Below are 25,587 nucleotides of genomic sequence, written 5' to 3'. Positions count from 1 at the left end.
AAGAAAATAAGCACCTATAAAAGTAGGTGCTTATTATAAATATATTTACATTGCCGCAATAATTTTAATTTCGACTTTATACTCAGGATGCATTAATTGTGCTTGCACTGTACAACGTACAGGTGCACTACCTTTAGCAACCCAAGCATCCCATGCTTTATTCATCCCTTCAAAATCGGCTTTATCAGCTAAAAAGATTGTCGCATCAAGAATTTGGGTTTTATCAGAACCTACACGTTGTAATAAGACATCGATTGCCGCTAATGTATCTGCTGTCTGTTCAATAATATCGCCCGATAAATTTTCTGGTACAGCGGTGTAATAAATAGTGTCATTATGAATAACCGCTTCAGACCAGCGATCTTCAGGGTCGATACGTTTAATTGTCATTGAGTTCTCCTTTGTATTAACGGCATAGGTGGTACTTTTGATTATCCACTGGCATAATTTACGTCTTATTTTATAAAAAGAGTATGCCTGTGTCAGACGATTTTGCAGAAAACGGGATTTTAACCCGAACTATTCCTGGATTTCATCCCCGTGAAGCTCAACGACAAATGGCGAAATCAATAACAGATATTATTGATAAGCAGGGTGTACTTATTGCGGAAGCTGGCACGGGAACAGGGAAAACCTATGCATACCTTGTACCTGCTTTGCGTTCAGGTAAAAAAACCATTATTTCAACAGGCTCTAAAGCCTTACAAGATCAACTCTATAGTCGGGATTTACCGACAATCATTGAAGCAATTAATTATGATGGCAACACCGCCTTATTAAAAGGACGTTCAAATTATTTGTGTTTAGAGCGACTCGATCAACAAATGCTCAGTGGTGGTGATCTGGAAGCAGAAGTATTATCTGATGTGATGTATGTACGCCAATGGTCAACACAGACAGAAGATGGTGATGTTAGCCGTTGTCATAGTGTTGCAGAAGATAGCCGAGTTTGGCCTTTAGTTACGAGCACCAACGATAACTGTTTAGGGAGTGATTGTCCTCGCTACAAAGAGTGCTATGTTTTAAGCGCGCGTAAAAAAGCAATGGATGCGGATGTCGTGGTAGTTAATCACCATTTATTTATGGCGGATACTGTCGTTAAAGATACGGGTTTTGGTGAGCTAATTCCGGAGGCTGAAATTATGATCTTTGATGAAGCTCATCAAATACCAGATATTGCCAGCCACTATTTTGGTCAACAACTTACCAGTAGACAGCTTTTTGATCTCGCCAGAGATATGACCGTTGCTTATCGCACAGAAGTGAGAGACCAAGTTCAGTTACAAAAAAGTGCCGATCGATTAACGCAAATGGTGATGGATTTTCGCTTAGCGTTAGGTGAGACGGGTTATCGTGGAAATTTACGCGAGTTATTGCAAGGTGGCGAAACAAAACGTTTTCTAACGTTACTGGATGATGCCTTAGAACTGAGTTATGACGTAATGAAACTCTCGTTAGGGCGCAGCCAATTACTTGATAGTGCTTTTGAACGTGCCACCGTTTACCGCAATCGCTTAAAACGCCTGATTGATACCACAATCCCGGGCTATAGTTACTGGTTTGAAAGTTACGGTCGCCATTTCTTACTCGCTATTACGCCACTTTCTGTTGCAGATAAATTTCGTGAATTAATTAAATCACATAAAAGTAGTTGGGTATTTACCTCGGCAACACTCTCTGTAAATGAACAAATGTCCTATTACACAGATAGGCTAGGTTTAGAAAACGCAACAACATTGATTTTAAACAGCCCGTTTGATTATCAACATCAAACATTATTGTGTGTCCCACGTTATTTGCCTCCCTTAAATCAGCCTTATACGGCGAAACGTTTAGCCGCTATGCTAACGCCTGTCATTTTAAAGAATCAAGGCCGCTGTTTTTTCCTCTGTACTTCACATGCCATGATGCGAGGGCTTGCCGAAGAGTTTAAAGCCAGTTTGCCATTACCTGTATTGATGCAAGGTGAAATGAGTAAAACGCAATTGCTGCAAAAATTTGTTTCATCAGGAAATGCGCTTTTAGTGGCGACTCAAAGTTTTTGGGAAGGTGTTGATGTGCGTGGCGATACGCTGTCTTGCGTGATTATTGATAAATTACCATTTACAGCACCTGATGATCCTTTATTAAGAGCACGTATTGAAGATTGTGAATTACGAGGTGGTGATGCATTCCGAGATGTGCAAATTCCTGATGCTGTAATTAGTTTAAAACAAGGTGTTGGACGATTAATTCGTGATGTACACGATTATGGCGCAATTATAGTGTGTGATGATAGATTAGTTTCTCGTGCATATGGCGAGGTTTTTTTAAGCAGTTTGCCTCCATCGCCACGCACACGCTCGCTTGAGAAAACGATGGAATTTTTGAGCCAACGCGCACAGCATGATGAAATACAAGAAATATCGGGTTCATAATAGCGATCGCACAGAATGTGTGTTTATTCTGCTGAACACTATTATGATATTATTCTTTCTCTTTTAATTATCGAATTTGCCGGAGTTATGGCGTGTCACTGCGAATTTTAGCAATTGATACTGCAACAGAATCCTGTTCAGTTGCAGTTTGGAATGAAGGCGTTGTTGCTTCACGTTTTGAAATCTCACCTCGTGAACATACACAAAAGATTTTACCTATGGTCAAAAGCGCCTTAGAAGAAGCGAACTTAACATTGCAATCATTAGATGTCCTTGCCTTTGGGCGTGGTCCAGGTAGTTTTACTGGGGTTCGTATTGGCGTCGGTGTTGCACAAGGTATCGCATTGGGTGCTGAATTACCCATGATTGGCATATCATCACTTGCCACCATGGCAGAAGGTGTATTCAGAACAACAGGGATCAAGCAGGTTTTGGTTGCAATAGATGCACGTATGGGTGAAATTTATTGTGCTCAATATCAACGTAATGACGAAGGGATTTGGTTAGGCGAAGAAACAGAAGCAGTGATGAAACCTGAACACTTTGTTGAAGCCTTACAATCAACCACGGGTACTTGGGCAATGGCGGGTACGGGTTGGCAAGCCTATCCTGAATTAAAAGAGGGATTACTTTTTACCGTTGTTGAAACTGATATTACATTGCCGGCAGCACAAGATATGCTACCGCTTGCCGTTGCTGCTTGGCATGAAGGAAAAGCTACAAGAGTGGAAGAGGCTGAACCTGTTTATTTACGTAACGAAGTTACGTGGAAAAAACTACCTGGTCGTGAATAGATTATGAGTATCTATTAGAAATTACAGAGTAAAGCTATAATAGTATTATAGAGTGACGTCAATAATGACTTGCAATGAGGTGGTTTATGAAAAGACAATTAAACTACCGTTTGGTAAGCAAAGCGCTATTTTTATCTGGTGCTTTGTTTCTAGCGGGATGTGTCTCAATACCTGAATCAATAAAAGGAACATCAGCAACGCCTGTCACTGATTTAAATGGTATTTTTGTAGCGCCTGAACTTTATGTAGGTCAAGAAGGTCGTTTTGGCGGACGTGTGATTGATGTTAAAAACCTTCAATCATCCACACAGCTAGAAATTGCCGTTATGCCCCTTTCTCAATATGATGCGGCACCTGAATTACAACAACCGTCTATTGGACGTCTCTATGCAAATGTCATGCATTTCTTAGATCCCACAGATTATAAAAACCAATATGTAACGGTAGTTGGAACGATTAAAGGTGTTGAAACAGGGAAAGTCGGAGAAGCAAGCTATCCATTTTTACGTATGGATGTAACAGGAATGAAACGTTGGACTTTGACACAGCAAGTGATTATGCCAGCGCCTGTTATGACATGGGGATATTATGGTGATGGCCCATATTGGGGTTATCATCATGGATATGGTGGTTATGGTGGATATCCATATGGAACTGGTCAGGTCGTGCCCATTTTAGAATAAAAACTGGGTTTGTGATCGCATGACGATATAATATTTCATCTCCATTTGGGTGAAACGGTGTATAATTGATATCTATAATATATTGGGTAACTATCTAATAGCGTTATTAAAGTTGAATAAAAATAAAAGAGAGGGCGGTTTTGACCGCCTTCTTTTTTGTTAATCTAAAAATAAAATATTTAGTGACACACTTCGCATCTTCACAACAGAAAATTGTTTGTGCTGGTAGGATGAGTTAATACTTTGTTAAAAATGAAACATAATATTAACCCAAGAAGTGCGATTAATCAGGAGTACTACTTTGGAAAAAGTCTGGCTTAAACGTTATCCGGCAGATGTCCCGGCTGAAATTGACCCGGACCGTTTCGCATCCCTTGCTGAGATGCTTGAAAACGCTGTCGCAAATTACGCAGATCAACCCGCCTTTATCAATATGGGCGAGGTCATGACTTATCGCAAACTTGAAGAGCGTAGCCGTGCTTTTGCAGCATACCTGCAAAATGGCTTAGGATTGAAAAAAGGTGATCGTGTTGCCTTAATGATGCCTAATTTATTGCAGTATCCTATCGCGCTTTTCGGTATTCTTCGTGCAGGTATGGTTGTCGTAAACGTAAATCCACTTTACACACCAAGAGAACTTGAACATCAATTAAATGATAGTGGTGCAAGTGCCATTGTCATAGTCTCTAACTTTGCACATACACTCGAAAAAATCGTATTTAATACCAGTATTAAACACGTTATTTTAACCCGAATGGGTGATCAGCTATCTCGACCTAAAGCAACATTAGTCGATTTTGTTGTTAAATATATCAAACGATTAGTGCCTAAATATAATTTGCCCGATGCCATTTCATTTCGTAGAGCAATGCATTTTGGCTATCGTATGCAATATATTAAACCTGAAATTACAGGAGGAGATTTAGCCTTCTTGCAATATACAGGGGGAACAACAGGTATTGCTAAAGGAGCCATGCTAACGCATCGCAATATGTTGGCAAATCTTGAACAAGCAAAAGCGGCTTATGTACCTGCATTACATATAGGTAAAGAGCTGGTGGTAACGGCATTACCGCTGTATCACGTCTTTGCTTTAACGGTTAACTGTCTGCTATTTATTGAGGTTGGTGGCAAAAACTTACTGATCACTAATCCACGTGACGTGAAAGGTACTATTAAAGAGTTAGGGCGTTACCCTGTCACGGCTATTACAGGTGTAAACACGTTATTTAACGCTTGGTTGCAAAATCCTGAATTTCGTCAACTTGATTTCTCCAAACTAAATCTTTCTGTTGGTGGTGGCATGCCAGTACAAAGCAGTGTCGCCAAAGAGTGGGAAGAGTTAACAGGCAAACATTTATTAGAAGGTTATGGCCTGACAGAATGTTCTCCTCTGGTCACTGGTAATCCTTATAATCTGAAAAAATACAGTGGTAGTATTGGATTACCTGTACCTTCAACTGACGTTAAGTTTATCGATGATGAAGGTAACGAAGTTGACCGCACTGTAGGCGGTGAAATGTGGGTTCGTGGACCTCAGGTCATGAAAGGATATTGGAACCGCCCTGATGCCACTGACGAGGTTTTACACGATGGTTGGGTTGCAACGGGTGATATCGCAACAATGGATGACGAAGGTTTTATTCGCATTATTGACCGCAAAAAAGATATGATCTTAGTCTCAGGATTCAACGTTTATCCCAATGAAGTTGAAGAAGTGGTTACGGCTCACCCTAAAGTATTAGAATCAGCAGCAATTGGTGTACCGAGTAAAAGTTCAGGTGAGACAGTTAAGATTTTTATTGTGAAAAAAGACCCTACATTGACGGAAGATGAGGTAAAAACACACTGTCGTCGCTATTTAACTGGTTATAAAGTACCTAAAATTATTGAGTTTCGTGATGAATTACCAAAATCTAATGTCGGTAAAATTTTACGCAGAGAGTTAAGAAATGAAGAAAAACAGTTGAAAACCTCAACTGAATCTTGATACAACACTCAATAACCTTTTTCAATTTCGCCGGTTTATACCGGCGTTTTTGTCATTACATAAAAAGTCATTAGACATAAAAACAAGAGAAACCTGTTTTGAATTATCAATTGATTACGACAGACACTGCATTAGAAACCGCTTGTAAAGCTGCATCACAAGCTTCACAAATCGCATTAGATACAGAGTTTGTCCGCATACGTACCTACTACCCACATCTTGGTTTGATCCAGATGTATGATGGTAAACAGATCTCTCTTATTGATCCCCTAGCAATAATAAATTGGGCTCCCTTTGTTGAATTATTAACTGATCCAAACATCATGAAATATCTCCATGCAGGGAGCGAAGATCTCGAAGTATTTTCCCACCAATTTGGTTGTGTTCCCACACCAATGATTGATACTCAAGTAGTTGCTGCCTTTTTGGGCTATCCGATTTCTTGTGGATTTGCAACGTTAGTTGAGAAATATGAAGATATCGCGTTAGATAAAAGTGAATCGCGCACTGACTGGTTAGCTCGCCCTTTAACGGAAAAACAGTGCCAATATGCCAGTGGTGATGTTTTCTATTTACTCCCTCTCGCTAAAAAGCTTATTGCAGAAGCACAAGACGCTGGTTATATGGACGCGATAACTGATGAATGTGAAATGATAGCAGAACGCCGTCAAGAAACTGTAGTACCTGAGCTTGCTTACCGTGAGATTAGCAATGCATGGCAATTAAAAGGCCAACAGTTAGCCTGTTTACAAATGCTTGCTCAATGGCGCTTAAATCAAGCTAAAGCTCGTGATATGGCATTAAACTTCGTTGTGAGAGAAGAGCATTTATGGTCTGTTGCTCGTTATCTTCCTTCTTCTTTAGCAGAATTAGATGCATTGTCACTCTCTGGACAAGAGATCCGTTGCCATGGTCGTCGCTTATTAGATTTTGTTGCGAAGGCGAAAGAAATTAAAGATGAAGATTGCCCTGAATCTATTAGCAATATTATTGAACAGCCAAACTATAAAAAAGCATTTAAAGCTATCAAGGCGGTTATTCAAGAAATTAGTGAAGGGGAACGATATAACCCCGAGCTATTGGCATCAAGAAGACAGATTAACCAATTATTGAGTATTCATTGGAAAATAAAAGAAGGGAAACCGGAACTTATTTCACGCTGGCGTAAAGCATTACTAGAAGAGAAAGTATCTGAAATTCTGGCGCAATATCCTTAATTTTATTGAGCATTTATTTTCTATCTAATATGAAACAGATATGTGTAGCACAGTAAATAGATGCAATAGTCAAAGTAAACAGCAAAGAATAATGGGAGTCTCTTTAGAGACTCTTATTTTTTATGCACAAAAAAACGCCTATAAGAATAGGTGAGAGTAACAAATGCATTAAATAGAGAAACATGTTATTGCGGAATAAAATGGCTCCTGTGACTTATCACCAATGATTAAAATAGCAACGAGATATAGCGCTATTTGCGCATTCAGGTGAATTCAATTTGTATATAATTAAACACAGAGCCAATCAAATTAATTATAGTTCATGGTTGGCTCTGTGAATAATGGCTTATGTAAAGCGTAAAATATGATTTACTTTGTTGGTTCTTCGCTTTCAGGTAAGGTCACATTTAGCTCTAATACAGAGATATCATCACCTTTTTGTTCAAATTGAACAGAAAGCATCTCTGGATCTATCTGCACATACTTACAGATAACACCTAATAAATCTCTTTTCATATCAGGTAAATAAGCTGGCTCGCTATCACCACGGCGGCGTTCAGCGACGATAATTTGCAAACGCTCCTTGGCAATATTAGCTGTCGACTTTTTACGCGACAGGAAAAAATCTAGTAAAGCCATCTTTTACCCCCCAAAAAGGCGTTTCAGAAAGCCTTTTTTCTCTTCTTCAATAAAACGGAATGGATGTTCTTCACCTAACAAACGATTTACTGTATCTGAATAAGCTTTACCTGCATCAGACTCGCTATCTAAAATAACTGGTTCACCTTGGTTAGATGAACGTAAAACAGATTGATCTTCGGGAATAACACCCAAAAGTGGAATGCATAGAATTTCAAGAACATCTTCCATGCTTAACATATCACCACGGCTCACTCGGCCTGGATTATAACGTGTTAATAACAGATGTTCTTTAATTGGATCTTCACCGCGCTCAGCACGACGTGATTTAGAGGCAAGAATGCCTAAAATACGGTCGGAGTCACGTACAGATGAAACTTCTGGGTTTGTTGTGATGACTGCTTCATCTGCAAAATAAAGGGCCATTAATGCACCACTTTCAATACCTGCAGGAGAATCACAAATAATAAAATCAAAACCCATTTCATCGAGTTCATCTAATACTTGTTCTACACCATCACGAGTGAGCGCGTCTTTATCTCTTGTTTGTGAAGCAGGGAGTATAAATAGGTTTTCTGTACGCTTATCTTTAATCAATGCTTGATTCAAAGAGGCATCACCCTGAATAACGTTAACAAAATCATAAACAACTCTACGTTCACAACCCATGATAAGGTCTAAATTACGTAACCCAATATCAAAGTCGATAACAACCGTCTTATGACCTTTTTGAGCGAGGCCGGTAGAAATGGCCGCGCTGGAAGTTGTTTTACCAACCCCACCTTTACCTGACGTAACAACAATAATGCGTGCCATGGAGTGATTCCTTGTCGATGCTCTAAATTAAGTTCTCGATTGTTAATTCATTCTCTTGCAAACTCAGTTGTACTGATTTACCAACAAAGTCTGTAGGAATTTGATCGCTTAGCCAATATTGGCCAGCAATGGAAACAAGTTCAGCAGACAGATGTGTACAAAAAATATGACTCTCTTGATCACCCGATGCTCCGGCCAGTACACGTCCACGCAATATGCCGTAAACATGAACATTACCATCAGCAATTAATTCAGCGCCTGCACTCACATTACTAATAACCACTAAATCGCTATTTTGAGCATAAATGCGCTGTCCTGAACGTACAGGAGTATGGATGATTTTTGTTTTTTGACGCACAGCTGAAGGTGCTTCATTCGTTTTATCGTTATTTGCCTGAGTTGTTGGCTTAGCTATTTTACCCTCATTTAAGATAGGTAACTGTGCGGCAATTATCGCTTCTTTCTGTTGAGCGTCTGAACTACCACTAATTCCCACGACACGTAAGCCAGCATCTTCTACAATTCGCCTCAGTTTTTTAAAATCAATATTGTCACCTGCTAATGCAGAGACATTGATAACCACAGGCGCGTTTTTCAGAAATTGAGGCGCTTGTGCAATTTTTTCTGAAATTGCCTGACGAATAACTTTCGGTGTTCCATCATTTAAATGAAGTACCGAAAGGGTAAAATTACTGCCTTTTAACTCAATGGGCGTGTTTGACATCTATCTGACTCAGTAAATTTTTTATAATCTGGCACAAAAAACCAGAGACGATATTACGAAAGTATATAAGCATGTTATATTTACTAAAATATTCAGGCAAGTCGCTTATTTTAATAATTAGAGTTTAATGAAAATGATTTGTGCAATTTATCGTAGTACCAAACGTGATCAAACTTATTTATACATCGAAAAAAAGGATGATTTTTCTCGAATTCCGGACGAATTATTACAAAGTTTTGGTGAACCTCAATTTGCAATGTTGCTCAATCTCGCGGATAGACAGCGTTTAGCGCATGCCGACATTGAAAAAGTTAAAAAAGCATTAGTTGAGCAGGGTTTTTACTTACAAGTTCCACCACCTGTCGAAAGTATGTTAAATGCTTATTTAGATGAATTAAAAAAATCAGAAAAAACTGAATAAATCATCGAGATAAAAGGAGCATAAATGTTCAAATATTCGTTCATCGCTGTGATTGTTTCTGGTTTAATGCTATCAGCGTGTACTAATAGCCAACAAAAATTGGCGGAAAGACAAATTATTGCGCCAGAGGCAACGGCAGTTGAAACACAAAAAACACCTCTATGGAAACAAGTGGATATTGCATCATTAGAACAGGCTTTTCCTAAAGATGCTCGAACAGCTGCACAATTTCCTGCTTATGTTGAAGCACTGAAATTGAAAGCGGTTCAATTGGGATATAAACAAGAAACAATAGATTTTGCTTTTTCAGAAGCACATTTTATTGAACGAGTAATTAAATCGGATCGAAATCAACCAGAAAAGAAAATTACACTCGATGTTTATTTACCTCGCATTGTTACCAATGGTCGTTTAACCCAAGGGGCTAAACTTTACCAAGAAAATCAAGATACCTTAGAACAAATCAGCAAAAAATATGGTGTACCTGCAAACTATATTGTTGCGTTATGGGGACTTGAGAGTGGGTTTGGTAAGGTACAAGGCAAAGAAGATGTCGTTTCTGCACTGGCTACACTAGCGTTTGAAGGTCGTCGAGAAGAGCTATTTGTACGCCAACTTATGGCAGCACTTGAAATTATTGAGGAAGGGCACTTACCTCAAGGACAGCGCCTCAAAGGTTCCTGGGCGGGAGCTATGGGACAAACTCAGTTTATGCCATCTTCTTTCCTTACTTATGCTGCAGATGGCAATGGTGACGGAAAAATCGATATCTGGAATACGCGTGAAGATGCATTTGCTTCGGCTGCTAATTATTTAGCGACTGAAGGCTGGAAAAGTGGACTTCCTTGGGGGGAACAGGTTACTTTATCAGTAGATTTTAACCAGCAACTTGAAGGCATTAAGGCCGAGCAACAAAAAACAGTCGCTCAATGGAAAGCATTAGGCGTTCAATTGCCTGCTAATAGCCAATTAAGTGACAATATGCAGGTATGGTTAATAATTCCAGATGATGATTTACACAGAAGTTATTTAGTGACACAAAACTTCCGCACAATTATGCATTGGAATAGTTCTTACTTCTTTGCCCTCAGTATTGTCACAATGGCTGATGGCGTTGCTAATAAAATAAACTCACTGCCTAACGCGGGTTAGCCATATTTGCAGTGAAATAAAACACAGCAATTTACCTAAAAGGAACACATTATGTATCAACATCGCGATTGGGAAGGTGCGTTACTTGATTTCCCTGTCAATAAAGTCATTTGTGTTGGTAGTAACTATGCAAATCACATTAAAGAGATGGGTTCAGTTCGTTCAGAAGAACCAGTGATTTTTATCAAGCCAGAAACTGCTATGTGCGATCTTCGACAACCTATTGCAATTCCAAAAGATATGGGTGCCGTTCATCACGAAATTGAATTAGCTGTACTTATTGGTCAACCACTCAAACAAGCTAATGAAGATCGTGTTGATCGCGCAATTGCGGGTTTCGGTATTGGTCTTGATCTTACGTTACGTGATTTACAAGGTAAATTGAAAAAAGCAGGACAACCATGGGAAAAAAGTAAAGCGTTTGACGGCTCTGCACCGCTGTCAGGTTTTATTCCCGTCAATTCTTTTGGTGATCCACAAAATGCCGATTTAATGTTACGTGTTAATGACGAGATTCGTCAGCAGGGTAACAGTCGTGATATGCTTACTCCTGTTTTACCCCTTATCAGCTATATGTCTCGCTTTTTTACCCTACGTCCTGGTGATGTGATTTTAACGGGAACACCTGAAGGTGTTGGCCCTCTAGAATCGGGTGATATGTTGGTATTAAGTGTTAACGAGCATCAGCTGACAACGCGGGTTATTTAATTCGTATCAGATGAGCAATAAGGTAATAACGTAGAGATGACAAAGGCTTTTTGGCAGACTAAAACATTAGATGAAATGAGTGATGATGAGTGGGAATCACTTTGTGACGGATGTGGACAATGTTGTTTACACAAGTTAATGGATGATGATACCGACGAAATATATTTTACCAATGTCGCTTGTAATCAACTTAATATTAAGACTTGCCAATGCAGTAATTACGAAGATCGTTTCCGTTATGAGCCAGATTGTATCAAGCTTACACGGTATAATTTACCGACATTTGAGTGGTTACCACTGACATGTGCGTATCGTCTTCTTGCTGAAGGCAAAACATTACAAAGTTGGCATCCACTTATTGCGGGAAATAAAGCAAAAATGCACCAAGGTAATATATCTGTAAGGTATATTGCAGTGCCAGAAACGGAAGTTGAAGATTGGGAAGATCATATTCTTAATCGTCCGAAAGGGCGTGGTTAATTAAAACCCAAAAACTTTGCGTATTATAAATTAGAAAAAGCCCTTTTAGGGCTTTTTCTATTTAAATATGAATTGTCTTTTCTCCGAATATAGCGGCTTGCCCGCCAACACTAACACGAAGAATTTCCTGAGCGTGTGAATTAATCGTCACTTCAAGCAATGATGAGCATCCCATCGCCCGACCTTGTTCTAAAAGAAAATAAGTTTCATTAGGAAAAACGTAATTGACCAAATAGCAGCCTAATGCTCCGCTAGAACTGCCCGTTGCAGATTCTTCATTAATACCATACAAAGGCGCAAAATTTCGGCAATGAGCTGTAATGGCGGTATCTTGGCTTAATTCAAATACGTGAAAACCAATGGTGTTAAATTCACGACTTAGGTTTGCAATCGCATCAAAGTTGGGTTGTAAAGTATCTAGTGAACCAGGTTGCACAGGCACAATGATATCGTGTAAACCTGTCGAAATGATCGTAATAGGTAAGCCCGTTTTTTCAATAACATCACGGTCTACACCCAATGCTGTGGCGACAACATCAATATTAGGACCTTGACGCATAACAGGACGTGTTTGCTCCATAACAATACTTTGTGAGTTTACTGCGACACTTAGAATACCCGCTTTTGTTTTTTGCGTGTAACTACCCGACTCAATGAGATTAAGTGAGGCCAGAGTATAGAAGGTGGCTAATGTTGCGTGCCCACAAAAATCAACTTCTCCTTCTGGAGTGAAAAAATCAACCTTAAAATCTGTCTCTTTGGCTGTATAGACAAATGCTGTTTCAGAAAAACCAACTAAACGCGCGATCTCTATTTTTTGTGTATCACTTAGATTAGGGGGATTAAGTACGACACCTGCAGGGTTACCTCCAGAATTATTTCGAGTAAATGCGTTTACAAGGTATACCTTTATTTCGTGCTCAATGGGGAGGATGGTGCTGTTTTGCATCTGGATTTCTCGTGTTATAACCCAACTCAATGTAAATCTTTTATATAAAGTTTAATATGGTTAATTATTGGTAAGTTATAGTTTTATATAGTAAAAAATGATGATATTTCTTTTCTATTAGATTTTGAATAATAATACATACGAAAAAATAAAGCTCTAGGATCTACTCACTGATTAGAAGTATTAATAATTCAAGAGCAACAAGAAAATTGTGATGTAAATAATTATCTCCGTATTAATGAAAATAAAGATAAATTTTTCTATATATAAAAATATAATTAGAAAACATATTGACTAAATAAGAATTATATCCCATGATTATTCTCATGGTGAAAGTTTAGTCTTTACCAAACCTAATAATTTTCAAACCTCGCTTAATGCGGGGTTTTTTGCTTTTGGGGACAGTGAAAATAAATATCCACCATGAACGGTGTTCGTAATATTTGATGTTTAGATTTTTTACTCACCGTTTTTTATTTCTTAGCAAAATTCTGAGCTGTAAATTGTGATTAAAAATAGCCTCATTAATACGATGGGGCTTTTGTATTGCAGTTTATAGTTGGAATACATCATTGAGAGAAAATAGGATTTTTCTCTTTTAACAAAAAGCTCGCTTCGGCGAGTTTTTTTGTTTCTTCATTTTAAAAAGGAATTTTATATGAAACGTATTACACCTATTATTTTATCATTTCTTATGATCTCCACCAGTTATGCGAATACCGATATAACTGTTGAATCTAATGCTAATGTTGGATCTTCATTGTTAACTTCAGATCGTGATATTTCCAAGCGTTCAATGAATGATGAAAATTGTGGCATTGGTTGTCCATTAGGAGGAAGTGAAACCACTATCCAAAGAGATGTTTATACATTAAATAATAATAGCGAAACCAAGTTTGCAGACTGGGTTGCTTATTTAGTAACCAAAGACAGCATCGGTAGTGGTAAAGCGCGTAACTGGAAAAAAGATCCGGCTTTAGGCAATGATGAAACCTTATCGCCAGCGGATTACAAAAATGCCAATGCCACATTAAAAGTTGACCGTGGTCATCAGGCGCCTTTAGCTTCATTGGCTGCATTACCAGGTTGGAGTGCACTTAACTATCTTTCTAATATCACACCACAGAAAGCAGATCTAAACCAAGGTGCATGGGTGCGATTAGAAGATCAAGAGCGTAATTTGGCAAAAGCAGGCCACAAAGTCTTTACAGTGACAGGCCCTATCTATGAAAGAGATATGGGTAAATTGCCAAGTACAGATAAAGACCACACAATTCCAAGTGCTTATTTTAAAGTGGTTTTTCTAAATGATTCACCAGAAAATTCTTCTTATGCGGCGTTTATTATGGATCAACAAATACCGAAAAAAGCAGATTTTTGTGAATTCCAAGTAACTGCGGAAGAAGTGGAAGCACGAACAGGTTTAACACTTTGGAGCCAGTTACCTGAAAGCGCTCAAGATGTAAAATCTCAAGCTGGTGAGTTAGTTAAAAAAATGGGGTGTACGGTATTAAAGTAATTATTTAAACCTGCATACTAATAATAAAAGGTCACTTTATTTAGTGACCTTTTTCAATAAAATTAACTATTTTCTAAATTAACTATTTTCTAAATTAATTAGCTGATGGCGTTGATTAAAGAATTTTTTATAGGTTAAGTAACATGCAATTATAGTCGAAATACTGGCTGTTGCCATCAACATAAACGTCACCATAATTTGATATTTCACGGCTTGTAATGGATCAACACCTGCAAAAATGAGCCCTGACATCATACCTGGTAAACTTACAATACCGACGGTTTTTGCCGCATCAACCGTTGGGATTAATGAAGATTTAATACTGTCTCTGATAATACTCATTGAGGCTAGTTTAGGGGTAGCTCCAAGACTTAACATCTCTTGTAATTGCTGTTGCTGATTTTGAAAACGTTGCCCTAAATTATTATAACAAAGGCCAGTAGCTATCATTGCGTTACCTGCAATCATTCCGGTAATAGGGATGATTTGTATAGGAGTAAAAGCAATCGAACTAGTGAGTAATAAAATAGTTAGGGTTAATAGTGCCCCGGTGGTAATAGCCGTAAAAGAGATAAGAAAAATATCTTTAATATATTTACTGCGTTTTTTAGCGTTATGTGCTGCGTTATAACAGATAAATAGCACCATTAAAAAGGTGAGAATAAAATGGTCTACATGGAATATATAGGTCAATACATAGCCAACAATTAAGAGTTGGACAATGGCTCTAGCGGTACTCCAAATAATATCTTTTTCTAATGATAATTTTTCTTTACGGCTAATTAGAATAGCCACAAGAACGAGTAAAAGTGAGAAAATAAGAGATTCATTGCTAATCGTATGTTCGTTCATAATATTATGTTCGCTCATAACAAAAAGGTGACTGATAAAGAAATAAAGAATCAGGCATCATTGTGAGAAGGTAATAAAATCACATCATCAGCGTGTTTTATTTCATTTTGATCGTGAGTGACCCATAACACGGCGAGATTTTGATCTTTAACATAGTGGTGAATAATGTCATTTACTTTTGTTTTATTATCTTCATCTAATGCACTTGTTATTTCATCAAGCAATAAGATTTTAGGCATAAATTGCAGATTTCTTATTAATGAAATACGTTGTTTTTCACCACCAGAAAGCTCGTTGATCCCTTTTTTCATAATAGATATGGGCAAGCAAAAATAATCTAAATCGTGTGCCAGTTTTTTGTCATCCACAGAAAGTTTTCGTAATAAATAAGGAAACTTAAGGTTATCGTAAACAGTTTCATCAAATAACATCGGAGTTTGTGTACAGTAAGAAACTTGCTGACGATACGCTTCTGGTGAGAGCGTTAAATAATTTTTCTTTTCGAAGAAAATGCTACCGCTGGTGGGAGATAGCAGAGAGGAAATAAGCTTAAGTAAGGTACTCTTACCACACCCCGAAGGGCCTGTAATAAGTTTAAATTCAGAAGGCTGAAGTTCAAAATTTACGTTGTCGAGGATAGTTTTGTTGTCAATTCGATAGCCTATTTTATCAAGCCGTAAAAGTGCAGTTGTACTTTCCATTCTTATCCTAATTATAGAAGAGAGAATAGTTATCATTATACAGAAATAGTGATATAAAAATCCTGTTTTAAGTCAGTTATTAAGCTATTTCATAAATAGCGTATACCATTGCTGTATATCTCTGATTATTTCACTTGTTAAACGTTCGCCTTGTTCATTATAAAATCCATGATCTAATTTATCGTATTTAATAAATTTCACATTAGGTTGGTTAATATCTTGGCTTAGTTGATGGAAGCTATCAACGTTTACATTTGTGTCATTGAGTGTTTGAATAATTAAGATAGGGGTGTGTTGATTGCTTTTAATTACTTTAAGTAAATCAATAGTAAAAAATTGCTGCCACCATATTTTGCTGTGTTCGCTTATAAATTGTTCATCATCAATTTGATTATTTTTTATCGCATCAGCAAATTGCTGAAAGCCCTTTACAGCATCTTCGACGTGTTCTTTCGGTGTGGTATGACGGATATTATAAAGAACATCATCAAGAAAAAAACGACCGCCTCCATTTATTGCAATAGCGGCTTTAATATCATTGCGTTTAGCTATCACTAAATGCACCATCGTAGCGCCTTCACTTCCACCAATTAAAATAATATTTGGGTACTGCGATGATAATTTATTTAAAATAACTTCATAATCTTCAAATCGTTGCTTCGGATTATCATGACGTTTATAGCTTATAGGACAATTAAGACGTTCATCATTATATTGAGAATAGGGCAATTGGGCTGTAATACCGTATTTTTCTACCATTAAAACATCACTATCAGGTAACCATTTGCCAAATGTTTCTTGAATAAACATGTTGTTTTTAATGCTATTACAGTCAGAGCCTTGCATTAACACTATCAGGGTTTGATTTTTTTCAGCTCGTTTATCCAAGTAATAGTTAATTTCACTACCATCTTTGCGTGGAAGTAGATGTGTCGATATTTTGGCATAACCTGTAAAAGAAGGAAGCAAAAAAGTAGAGAGAAAAAATAGAAGTGAAGTACGCATGATGACCTTATTAATTTTTATAGAGATACAGAACAGGTGATTTAAATTAAGTATAACTTTTAAATGAGTAAAGTTTCTTATAAAAAGAAAGGGTAAAAAGCCTGAAATATTCAGGCTTTTTAGTACAGCTATCAGTGAATTGGAACGAAATAATCTATTTCTAAGGTTTTTGGTAATTCCATTAAATCGATATCTGTTTCTATACTGATATACTTTTCGATATCAGCTCCTAAACGACGGCATAGACCTAAAGCAGGAAGTGTATAAAAGTAAATTTTCATCGCAAATTGCTTATATTCTTCCAGTGTCCCTTTAAATTGAAATCTTACATAACGACCCGATCCTATAAGTTTTTTTCTAAAGCCACTCGTTTTTGTAAAATGATCTAAGCTATTTAAGCCAATCTCATAGTCAATTTGGATTTTATTTTTACGCAACGTATTAGGTTGATATGAAATCAGTACTGTACTTTCTGTAAAGTTCTTATCGGTATACAGTAAAAAATCATTCCAAAATTGATGGCGAATATCTTCATGTAATTTTCCAATATCTTCGATAGAACAAAAATATTGGTATTGCATGCCATAAACATAACTTTCTGGCAGAACCATAATCTTAGGAATGGGCAAATCAGTGACATCAAAATTAATTGGTGGTTGAAAATTATCACCACAAAGATTATCAAGTTTGCGGTATTCGGTGGGGGTGACACCAAACGTGGCTTTAAAACGACGCGTGAATGATTGCTGAGAATCAAATTGATAACGCAGTGCCACTGTCAGAATAGGCAATTTTGTTAAACGTAATTCGGTTGCTGCTTTTGTTAAGCGTCGCCCACGGATATATGAAGCCAGTGTTAAACCTGTAGCCTGCTTAAATACTCGTTGTAAATGCCATTTTGTATAGCCAGATTTAATCGCAACATCATCAAGTAGCAACGGTTTTTCCAGATTTACCTCAATCCAGAGAAGAAGTTCTTTGATAATTTCTATATTAAATGTGGATAAGGTATTTAAGGGAGCAAACCCATTGTACGGAGATGACATGATAATTTCCTGAAAATATTTTGTTCAGTTTACACGAAACTGATACCCATATATTATTACATACTTATGGTATGTTTTAAGGGTTTTATCATGAAAATAAAATCACGGCAACAAGAGAATTCAGAGCAAACACGCACAGCATTACGTGAAGCAGCGCAAGAACTATTTATAAATCAAAACTATTGTGATGTTTCCATAGATGAAATATCACGTCACGCAAGAGTGACGAAAGGGGCGTTTTATCATCATTTTAGTAATAAGAAAGCGCTGTTAAAAGAGTGCTATCTTTTTCAAGTTGATAACGTTATGAAGCAACTAGTTAAAATTCCTATTTATGATGATAAATGGCAAGAGCTTGAGGCTATTTTTAGTTTTTGTGTTGATCATATCTACCAAAATAAAGACAAGCTTATTCCGCTACAAGAGATTATTTCAGTTTTAGGTTGGAAAGAGTGGGATGAAATAGATGCACAAATTCTTATTCCTCGAATCAAATTCTGCGTAGAAACACTCTATTCTAAGCAAGAAATTTGCACTTACTCTCCTGATGTTGTCGTTAATTTAATCTATGGTTTTCTCACACATATTGCGATTAACTTAAAAAATGAAGCCACATTACCAGAAAATGCCTGCAAGGATTTTAAGAAGATCTTTTTTGATTTTTTGATGGGGATAAAACAAGCTTCAACAAATGCGAAAAATAATCAATAGCACAAAAAGTAGAGTGACTTGATGTACATTGGAACAAGATTATAAAACTTAAGGATACGCATGTTATGTCAATAGAAGTACCTAAAAGCCATTTCACTGCAACAGGTATTGTATTTAATCAACAGGGGCAATTTCTTTTCCATTTACATCCTAAGATAGGATATTGGCTACCACCAGGAGGCCATATCGAAGAAAACGAAGAACCACAAAATGCCGTATTAAGAGAAATAGAAGAAGAAACGGGATTATTGTGTGAGTGCTTGTGCTATCAGCCAGAATTTAACCTTGGTTTAAATCTTGATTTAAATAATGGTGATGTTATTGAGCTTGTTAAACCCCTCGCTATTTTAAAAGAACCTATTCACGATAAAAAACAAGGATTTCATTATCACATTGATATGATTTACCTTTGTAAACCGCTAAAAAATAGTCAATTGGCAAATAAATCTTTCCAATGGCTTTCTTTGGATGAACTAAAAAAAAGAAAAGCACCGTTGAATGTGATAAGACTTATTGAACTAACTGAAAAGTTATTAATAAAAAAAATTATTTAAGTTTCTCAATAAAACTAAATTAATCCTAATAAATAAGCAGTAAAGGCAGTTTTTAGAAACTGTCTTTTTTTATTTGGAAATAAATCATCTTTAATATTTGATATAAATTAACACTGTAATTAAATAAATTAATGATAATAAGTAAATGCACTTATTTTTAATAAGATAAAAACAAATAAATAAAGTATAAAAACTAAAAAATATTTAATAAATTATCTTTTTCTGAGTAAAATCAGCATCATTGCGGGATATTATAGAGTTAATTTATCTCTAGCTGGATAAAACAATCGTTTATTTGGTAAATGAAAAATGCTTTTCACTGCACTCTAAAGTTTTCTCTCATTATTACCGACATTATAAGCAAAGGCAGATCTTACGTGCCTTTATATTCTAATGAGTAAATTTTAGCCTTATTTTATTACACCAGGGAATACACTCTTTGTCAGAGAAAGAGTGCATTCTGATATCTTACAAATGTACAGATAAAAAACTCTGTATATTTTGATGGAATATGACCATGTTTAAAAATATCAGTATAGAAAAGACCGTTAAGGTCATGCTGGCCATTTTATTTGCGTTGATTATGAGCATTATTTATTTTAGTTATGATGCTTCCACTCGATCTTATAATAATTTCGTTTCATCAAATAGCCTAAGCCAGCAAATGTTACTAATGGGCAAAGCTCGATATCAAATGGCTGTGATAAGGGCAAATATTAATGGTTTAGATGGGCAATTAAGAGTTAATGAAAAACCATCTGCAAAATATTTTCATCAAACAGCTGAGTATATTGAAATTACCCGTGAAGAGATCCACCGTTGGGCAGATGCTGAAAAGTTAACGATGGAAGGGCGTGAAATAGCAGACGATATGACAAAACGCTTTGATGAACTGCTCGATATTTTTACGGGAGCGTTAGAACGATTGCGTCGAGGTGAGCTGACAACACATTCTGCTAGCGTAAAAATGGACGAGCTAAACGATATCACCATGCAATATTATGCTGTGGCTAATGGTATTGAAAATAGTTATATCGATATTGCAAAAGTATCACAAGAACGCTTGATGATAGTGTCGATTACAACTGGCATTATCGTTATTCTATTATTTATCTTTATATTACGTTGGTTCTCTCATACTTTTATCGGCAATATCAAAATACTTATCGATATTTTTAGTAAGATGAGCCAAGGTGATTTAAGTATGCGAGTGGATAATCATGGGACTAATGAATTTGGTCAATTATTCAATGAAATGAATAAGATGAAAAATTCACTCAGCCACATGATCTCTTCTGTCAAAAATGCTGTTAATACCATTAGTGTGAGTGCAAGCGAAATTGCGACAGGAAACACTGATTTATCTTCTCGTACCGAAGAGCAAGCAAGTGCATTACAAGAAACGGTTGCAAGTATGGAGCAGATTAAAACAACGGTTGAAAAAAATGCGGATAATTCACGAGAAGCCAGTAAATTAGCTTTAACAGCGACAAGCTCTGCTCAAAATGGGGAGAGTGTTATGGATAGCGTGGTAGAAACCATGTCTTCAATCTCTGAAAGTGCGAAGAAAATCGCAGATATCAATGACATCATTAATAGCATTGCAAACCAAACCAATATTTTATCATTAAATGCTGCCGTTGAAGCTGCTAGAGCTGGTGAGCAAGGTCGTGGATTTACCGTTGTTGCATCGGAAGTGCGTAATTTGGCAAGTCGCAGTGCAGAAGCCGCCAAAGAGATTAATGAACTGATCACCCATTCTGTTAATAAAGTACATGTAGGCTCTCAGCAAGTGGCTCAAGCGGGGCGTTCGATGTCAGAGATCGTTACGACAATTAATCAAGTAAATGATTTTATGCAACAGATTGCCCTTGCTTCTAATGAGCAGAGTATGGGGATCAATCAAATTGCGTTAGCTGTCAGTGAGATGGATACTGTGACGCAGCAAAATGCGGCATTAGTTGAAGAATCAGCAGCAATTACAGCCAATATGGATGATGAAGCCCATCAGTTAGCTAAATTGGTTTCACAATTTAAAGTTGATGAAGATAACGGAAAATTATCTCGTTTTGGTGTTACAAAATCGGCTGAGGTTCTCGATACCCAAGAGAAATAAATACGACATTGCTCGCTGATAAAAAAGCCCCCTTGGCTAAATTATGCCGAAGGGGGCTTTTGCTTTTTTATTACTTTTAATCTGAATGCTGAGTATTACGCTTTAATCTGGTTTATACAGGTATTGCCTGAAGCAACTTCTTTAATATTATGTAATGTAGTTTCACTAATACTAATCAAGGCTTCTTCTGTTAAGAATGCTTGATGCCCTGTAAATAACACATTATGACAAGATGAAAGGCGACGGAAAATATCGTCTTGAATAACGTCATTGGATTTATCTTCAAAGAAAAGATCACGTTCATTCTCATAAACATCCATACCCAATGCACCAATTTTGCCTTGTTTTAAAGCATTAATCGCTGCAGCAGAGTCAATTAATGCACCACGGCTAGTGTTAATAATCATCACGCCGTCTTTCATTTGTGCAAAAGCAGATTCATTTAATAAATGGTGGTTATCTGCGGTTAACGGACAATGTAATGAAATTACATGAGAGTTTTCGTAAATTGTAGCTAAATCGACATATTCAGCACCTAAATCAAGTACAGCTTGATTTGGGTAAGGATCATAGGCTAGTAATTTCATACCAAAACCTTTTAATATGCGTAATGTTGCTAGCCCAATTTTGCCGGTGCCAATAATACCCGCAGTGCGATTATGCATATTAAAACCGGTTAGACCTTCTAGTGAGAAGTTTGCATCACGAGTACGCTGATAAGCTCTGTGTATACGACGATTTAAGGAGAGCATCATACCAATAGCATGTTCTGCAATAGCCTCTGGTGAATAGGCTGGCACACGGACAACAGTGATACCCAATTCAGCGGCTGCATCTAAGTCAACATTATTAAAGCCCGCACAGCGTAAAGCAAGTATGCGAATATTAAGGCTAGCAAGTTCTTGTAAAACCGCGCGATTGGCATCGTCATTGACGAAGATACAAACTGCATCTGCGCCAACGGCATTTTTTGCGGTTTGTTCTGTCAAATTAAAATCGAAATATTCAATATCATAATGATATCCATTATGCTGATTGACCCATTCCATGTGTTTACGATCATAATGTTTAGTACTATAGGAAACGATTTTCATCCAGTTTTCTCTACTCTCGATTAAAATTTTGTTCAGAGACTGGAAAAACAAGAATTATCCAGCCCCAATATGAAAGAAATTAATACTATCATTATAAACAATTTAACGAGGTAAGTGGATGATTCAGGTTTGTTTAAAAGGAATATGATGTGTTGTTAAGAAAAACAATCAAATGGACAGGGACGATACTGGTAGGTGTAGGCCTAATCAGTACGGCGTTGTGGGTGTCTATCCCTCGTTGGTTGCCTGTTATTGCTAAATCTTACCTACCTGAAGGAGTCTCTCTTTTATTATCTCAGCCTCAATTACAGCGAACAGGCATTTCTATTGAGAATATTGCATTAACGACAGCCCGTTGTACTTTAGCAAATATTGACAATTTTGCTTTTTCTTATCGAAAAGAACAGATTGATAAACTGCAATTTAATAGCCAGCAACTCACTATTGATGAACATTGTTTTTCAACGATGCCACCTAATAAACAGGAAGAAACAGCAACAGTGCCTGTTGAGATAAATTCATTATTAACATCGATACCTTACTTAGCCGTCAATGTGGAAAATGTATTTTTAAAAGAAAATACTCGCTATCAAGGTGCGCTACAGTTAAAGACACAACAAGGTGGCCGATTAGTGACGTATCAAGGAGAAAATGTTCAACTTGGTATTTTTATTAGAGACAATAAATGGCTGGATATAAAGCAGTTTAAAATAAATTTACCTGATGATAATAATATTGAACTTGCTGCTGAAATAGCATTACCCCTTGATATTACCTCATTACCTGAAAAAGGTACGATTGATGCGACCTTATTAACCTCGCATTATGCTTATCCCTTAGTTCTTATTCTTGAATGGGTAGGACAATCAGGCACTATTTCACTTGCGGAACAAGGGGGAGGCCATGCATTAGCTCTGCTACCTTGGCATGTTACTCCCGAAAATATAAAAATTGAACAAGGTCGTTGGGAATGGTTTGGACTAGATCAGCCATTACGTGGTGGCGTTAATATTAATATTGCCCAATGGCAAAAAGGCCTGTCTAATTTAAGATTAACTGCACGATTAAATGTAATGACAGAAGGTAATGCTGGAAAAGGAAATTTAGTTATTTCAATTCCTGAAACAGCAGTAAATATACTAGATGCACATATTCCTATTCAGATTACTGGTGTGGTTAATAAACAATTAATGCAAGCCAGTGCGCAATTACCTGTTTTCGTGACGGGAGCATTAGCTGATCCTACGATTGAATTTCAATCTGGTTCATTACTTCGCTTTAAAGGCCCATTAACTGAAACGCTCACTATAAAAGATGCACGCTTACCATTAGCAGGAACAACATTTTCATCAAAAGGTTTTAACGGTCGTTTAAATGCGATTGTTGTCGCACAAGATAGTATTTGGGGCGACTATCGTATTCATTTTCAAGGTAAAGCAATTGATTTTTTACCTGATAATGGAACGTGGCAATGGCGTTATTGGGGGGAAGGAAATTTATTGCCTTTAAAAGCTCGTTGGGATATTGCTGGTACAGGGTATTGGGCTGATAAATTGGTCAGTTTTGAAAAGCTTAATACAGGGTTTGATGTTTTAAAATACCAACATACAACGATGACTGCACCTCGATTATCTTTAGAGAGTCCATTTCGCTGGGTAAGAGATGAGAAAAAACCAACATTTGGTGGAAAATTAAAATTAACCAGTCAACGTATAGACTTTCCTGCTGGTGGTTTTCTAGATAAAACCGATTTTATTGCCACAATCAATGGTAAATCACCCTTTAATTTTAATATGAAAGGTGAATTAAGTGCCAAACCCAATATAGGACCAATTGCAATTAATACGCGTTGGGATGGTGCTAGGCTGAGAGGGCAAATGCGTTGGCCTTCACAACCAATAAATGTTTTTCAATCTTTAGTGCCAGAAGATTTAGGAATTACTCTTGATAAAGGAGAACTCTATACTCAAGCAGATTTTTCTATTGCACCAGAACAAGGTTTAATTGCTGGAGGACATCTTGTTGTTAAGCAAGGAGGAATGTGGCTTAAAGATGGAGTTTTAGAAGGGTTAGATTTTATTTTACCTTGGCGTTTAAACGGTGATGAATGGCAACTTGGTGTTAAACAGCCTGTTCAGTTACGAATAAAGCGTGTTAATAATCTTTTTGAAATGACCAATATTACAGCTGATCTTCAAGGTTTTTATCCGGCAACAGAAAATAAACCATTAGTTTTATCCAATGTGAATGTAGCTATGCTTGATGGAACCATTTCATTGGAAAAACTCACTATTCCACAACGAGATGCGGCAATTATTTCTCTTGATAATATTCAATTAAGTCATCTATTTACTTTATTAAAAGTGACTCAGTTTGCTGCATCGGGTAAAGTTAGTGGCGAATTTCCATTCTTTATTAACAATAATCAATGGATTATTAAAGATGGATGGCTTGCTAATTCATCTTACTTGACGTTAAGACTTGATAAAGATTTTGTTGATTCAATCGATGATAATAATATGTCAGCAGGTATTGCTATGGCGTGGTTGCGATATTTAGAGATCAGTCGTTCATGGACTCGCGTCAATTTAAGCAATTTAGGTGAGTTAATATTAGAGGCTGAAATTCAAGGAACGAATCCTCTAGAAGATAAACGTCGACAAGTTAATCTCAATTATCGGCATGAAGAGAATATCTTTCAATTATGGCGAAGTTTACGATTTGGCTCACAATTGGAAGAGTGGTTAGAAAAAAGCTTATCAGATTTAGGGAGTGAGTCAGAGTGAAACCATTATTTTTAAAAAAACTATTTTTATTAACGGCCTTAATGATGGGAATATCAGCGTTAACAGGATGTATTCGACTAGAAGTCGCTACGCCCGATAAGCCGATTAATATTAATATGAATGTTAAAATTGAACATGAGATTAATGTAAAAATAGACAGACAAGTCGAAGATCTCTTGAAAAATAACAGTGCCATTTTTTAAAGGATAAATG

At 36.9% G+C, this 25,587-nt stretch carries 25 protein-coding genes; 15 read left to right on the top strand and 10 right to left on the bottom strand.

The features are described 5' to 3' along the window. Positions 1-45: 45 nt before the first annotated feature. Complete coding sequence (locus LW139_RS11260; protein ID WP_072068200.1) at positions 46-390, bottom strand: RidA family protein; 345 nt, start codon at positions 388-390, stop codon at positions 46-48. Positions 391-473: 83 nt separating this feature from the next. Between LW139_RS11260 and LW139_RS11255 the strand changes: the two genes are divergently transcribed. The 5 genes from LW139_RS11255 (at position 474) to rnd (ending at position 7,101) form a co-directional block, all read left to right on the top strand. Beyond that, entirely contained in the window at positions 474-2,417 is a 1,944-nt protein-coding gene (locus LW139_RS11255) for an ATP-dependent DNA helicase (RefSeq protein ID WP_247849957.1), read from the top strand. A gap of 92 nt (positions 2,418-2,509) precedes the next feature. Beyond that, a complete protein-coding gene (gene tsaB, locus LW139_RS11250) occupies positions 2,510-3,211 on the top strand; it encodes a tRNA (adenosine(37)-N6)-threonylcarbamoyltransferase complex dimerization subunit type 1 TsaB (protein ID WP_227335337.1) in 702 nt (233 codons plus the stop codon). Between the two features lie 86 nt (positions 3,212-3,297). After that, on the top strand, positions 3,298-3,894 hold the full coding sequence (locus LW139_RS11245; RefSeq protein WP_109408102.1) for a Slp family lipoprotein: 597 nt from the start codon (positions 3,298-3,300) through the stop codon (positions 3,892-3,894). A gap of 301 nt (positions 3,895-4,195) precedes the next feature. Beyond that, on the top strand, positions 4,196-5,884 hold the full coding sequence (gene fadD, locus LW139_RS11240; protein WP_109408103.1) for a long-chain-fatty-acid--CoA ligase FadD: 1,689 nt from the start codon (positions 4,196-4,198) through the stop codon (positions 5,882-5,884). 98 nt (positions 5,885-5,982) lie between these two features. Then, on the top strand, positions 5,983-7,101 hold the full coding sequence (gene rnd, locus LW139_RS11235; protein WP_247849956.1) for a ribonuclease D: 1,119 nt from the start codon (positions 5,983-5,985) through the stop codon (positions 7,099-7,101). A gap of 369 nt (positions 7,102-7,470) precedes the next feature. Here rnd and minE read toward each other — a convergent pair whose 3' ends face one another. The 3 genes from minE to minC are packed head-to-tail and all read right to left on the bottom strand — an operon-like array spanning position 7,471 to position 9,280. Beyond that, a complete protein-coding gene (gene minE / locus LW139_RS11230; RefSeq protein ID WP_023582089.1) occupies positions 7,471-7,740 on the bottom strand; it encodes a cell division topological specificity factor MinE in 270 nt (89 codons plus the stop codon). A 3-nt stretch (positions 7,741-7,743) separates the two neighbouring features. After that, the gene (minD, locus tag LW139_RS11225; RefSeq protein WP_036936680.1) at positions 7,744-8,556 is read right to left on the bottom strand and encodes a septum site-determining protein MinD; all 813 of its coding nucleotides are present in this window, start codon (positions 8,554-8,556) and stop codon (positions 7,744-7,746) included. Between the two features lie 22 nt (positions 8,557-8,578). Then, a complete protein-coding gene (minC, locus tag LW139_RS11220; protein WP_166541120.1) occupies positions 8,579-9,280 on the bottom strand; it encodes a septum site-determining protein MinC in 702 nt (233 codons plus the stop codon). Between the two features lie 133 nt (positions 9,281-9,413). On the opposite strand from minC, the gene LW139_RS11215 reads away from it, so the two are divergent. The 4 genes from LW139_RS11215 to LW139_RS11200 are packed head-to-tail and all read left to right on the top strand — an operon-like array spanning position 9,414 to position 12,041. Next, positions 9,414-9,701: a YcgL domain-containing protein gene (locus LW139_RS11215; RefSeq protein WP_109408311.1), complete on the top strand. Its 288-nt coding sequence runs from the start codon at positions 9,414-9,416 to the stop codon at positions 9,699-9,701. A gap of 24 nt (positions 9,702-9,725) precedes the next feature. After that, entirely contained in the window at positions 9,726-10,853 is a 1,128-nt protein-coding gene (locus LW139_RS11210; protein ID WP_247849955.1) for a lytic murein transglycosylase, read from the top strand. Between the two features lie 51 nt (positions 10,854-10,904). Continuing rightward, on the top strand, positions 10,905-11,561 hold the full coding sequence (locus LW139_RS11205) for a fumarylacetoacetate hydrolase family protein (protein ID WP_109408108.1): 657 nt from the start codon (positions 10,905-10,907) through the stop codon (positions 11,559-11,561). 36 nt (positions 11,562-11,597) lie between these two features. Continuing rightward, positions 11,598-12,041, top strand: a complete 444-nt coding sequence (locus LW139_RS11200; protein ID WP_109408109.1) for a YcgN family cysteine cluster protein — start codon at positions 11,598-11,600, stop codon at positions 12,039-12,041. 61 nt (positions 12,042-12,102) lie between these two features. On the opposite strand, the gene LW139_RS11195 is transcribed toward LW139_RS11200, so the two are convergent. Further along, positions 12,103-12,990: a PhzF family phenazine biosynthesis protein gene (locus LW139_RS11195; RefSeq protein WP_247849954.1), complete on the bottom strand. Its 888-nt coding sequence runs from the start codon at positions 12,988-12,990 to the stop codon at positions 12,103-12,105. A gap of 658 nt (positions 12,991-13,648) precedes the next feature. Here LW139_RS11195 and LW139_RS11190 point away from each other — a divergent pair. Beyond that, positions 13,649-14,509: a DNA/RNA non-specific endonuclease gene (locus tag LW139_RS11190; RefSeq protein ID WP_227335334.1), complete on the top strand. Its 861-nt coding sequence runs from the start codon at positions 13,649-13,651 to the stop codon at positions 14,507-14,509. Between the two features lie 78 nt (positions 14,510-14,587). On the opposite strand, the gene fetB is transcribed toward LW139_RS11190, so the two are convergent. The 4 genes from fetB to LW139_RS20600 all read right to left on the bottom strand — a co-directional run bounded on the left by fetB (position 14,588) and on the right by LW139_RS20600 (position 18,113). Further along, a complete protein-coding gene (gene fetB, locus LW139_RS11185; RefSeq protein WP_247849953.1) occupies positions 14,588-15,361 on the bottom strand; it encodes an iron efflux ABC transporter permease subunit FetB in 774 nt (257 codons plus the stop codon). A 50-nt stretch (positions 15,362-15,411) separates the two neighbouring features. Continuing rightward, on the bottom strand, positions 15,412-16,062 hold the full coding sequence (fetA, locus tag LW139_RS11180) for an iron efflux ABC transporter ATP-binding subunit FetA (protein ID WP_247849952.1): 651 nt from the start codon (positions 16,060-16,062) through the stop codon (positions 15,412-15,414). Between the two features lie 84 nt (positions 16,063-16,146). Beyond that, the gene (locus tag LW139_RS11175) at positions 16,147-17,067 is read right to left on the bottom strand and encodes an acyl-CoA thioester hydrolase/BAAT C-terminal domain-containing protein (RefSeq protein ID WP_247849951.1); all 921 of its coding nucleotides are present in this window, start codon (positions 17,065-17,067) and stop codon (positions 16,147-16,149) included. A 131-nt stretch (positions 17,068-17,198) separates the two neighbouring features. Continuing rightward, entirely contained in the window at positions 17,199-18,113 is a 915-nt protein-coding gene (locus LW139_RS20600) for a helix-turn-helix domain-containing protein (RefSeq protein ID WP_282186872.1), read from the bottom strand. A gap of 90 nt (positions 18,114-18,203) precedes the next feature. Here LW139_RS20600 and LW139_RS11160 point away from each other — a divergent pair, with 90 nt between their 5' ends. From LW139_RS11160 to LW139_RS11150, 3 genes are all read left to right on the top strand, one after another. Next, positions 18,204-18,824 (top strand): TetR family transcriptional regulator, encoded by a 621-nt coding sequence (locus tag LW139_RS11160; protein WP_109408113.1) that lies wholly within the window; start codon positions 18,204-18,206, stop codon positions 18,822-18,824. 65 nt (positions 18,825-18,889) lie between these two features. Then, complete coding sequence (locus LW139_RS11155) at positions 18,890-19,378, top strand: NUDIX hydrolase (RefSeq protein ID WP_166541125.1); 489 nt, start codon at positions 18,890-18,892, stop codon at positions 19,376-19,378. Between the two features lie 517 nt (positions 19,379-19,895). Beyond that, positions 19,896-21,494, top strand: coding sequence for a methyl-accepting chemotaxis protein (locus LW139_RS11150; protein WP_166541126.1), 1,599 nt, complete (start codon positions 19,896-19,898; stop codon positions 21,492-21,494). A 95-nt stretch (positions 21,495-21,589) separates the two neighbouring features. Here the strand turns inward: LW139_RS11150 and LW139_RS11145 are convergent, their stop codons facing one another. Next, the gene (locus tag LW139_RS11145; protein WP_166541127.1) at positions 21,590-22,588 is read right to left on the bottom strand and encodes a 2-hydroxyacid dehydrogenase; all 999 of its coding nucleotides are present in this window, start codon (positions 22,586-22,588) and stop codon (positions 21,590-21,592) included. Positions 22,589-22,737: 149 nt separating this feature from the next. Between LW139_RS11145 and LW139_RS11140 the strand changes: the two genes are divergently transcribed. Both LW139_RS11140 and LW139_RS11135 read left to right on the top strand, forming a co-directional pair. Then, positions 22,738-25,374, top strand: a complete 2,637-nt coding sequence (locus LW139_RS11140; RefSeq protein WP_247849950.1) for a YdbH family protein — start codon at positions 22,738-22,740, stop codon at positions 25,372-25,374. Beyond that, positions 25,371-25,577 (top strand): YnbE family lipoprotein, encoded by a 207-nt coding sequence (locus LW139_RS11135; RefSeq protein WP_109408118.1) that lies wholly within the window; start codon positions 25,371-25,373, stop codon positions 25,575-25,577. The genes LW139_RS11140 and LW139_RS11135 overlap by 4 nt, the downstream gene beginning before the upstream one ends. Positions 25,578-25,587 lie beyond the last annotated feature (10 nt).

The sequence above is a fragment of the Proteus vulgaris genome, assembly GCF_023100685.1.
In the GTDB taxonomy this organism is placed as follows: domain Bacteria; phylum Pseudomonadota; class Gammaproteobacteria; order Enterobacterales; family Enterobacteriaceae; genus Proteus.
Note: the sequence above shows the minus strand (reverse complement) of the source record. Positions and strands in the feature narration are given on the sequence as shown.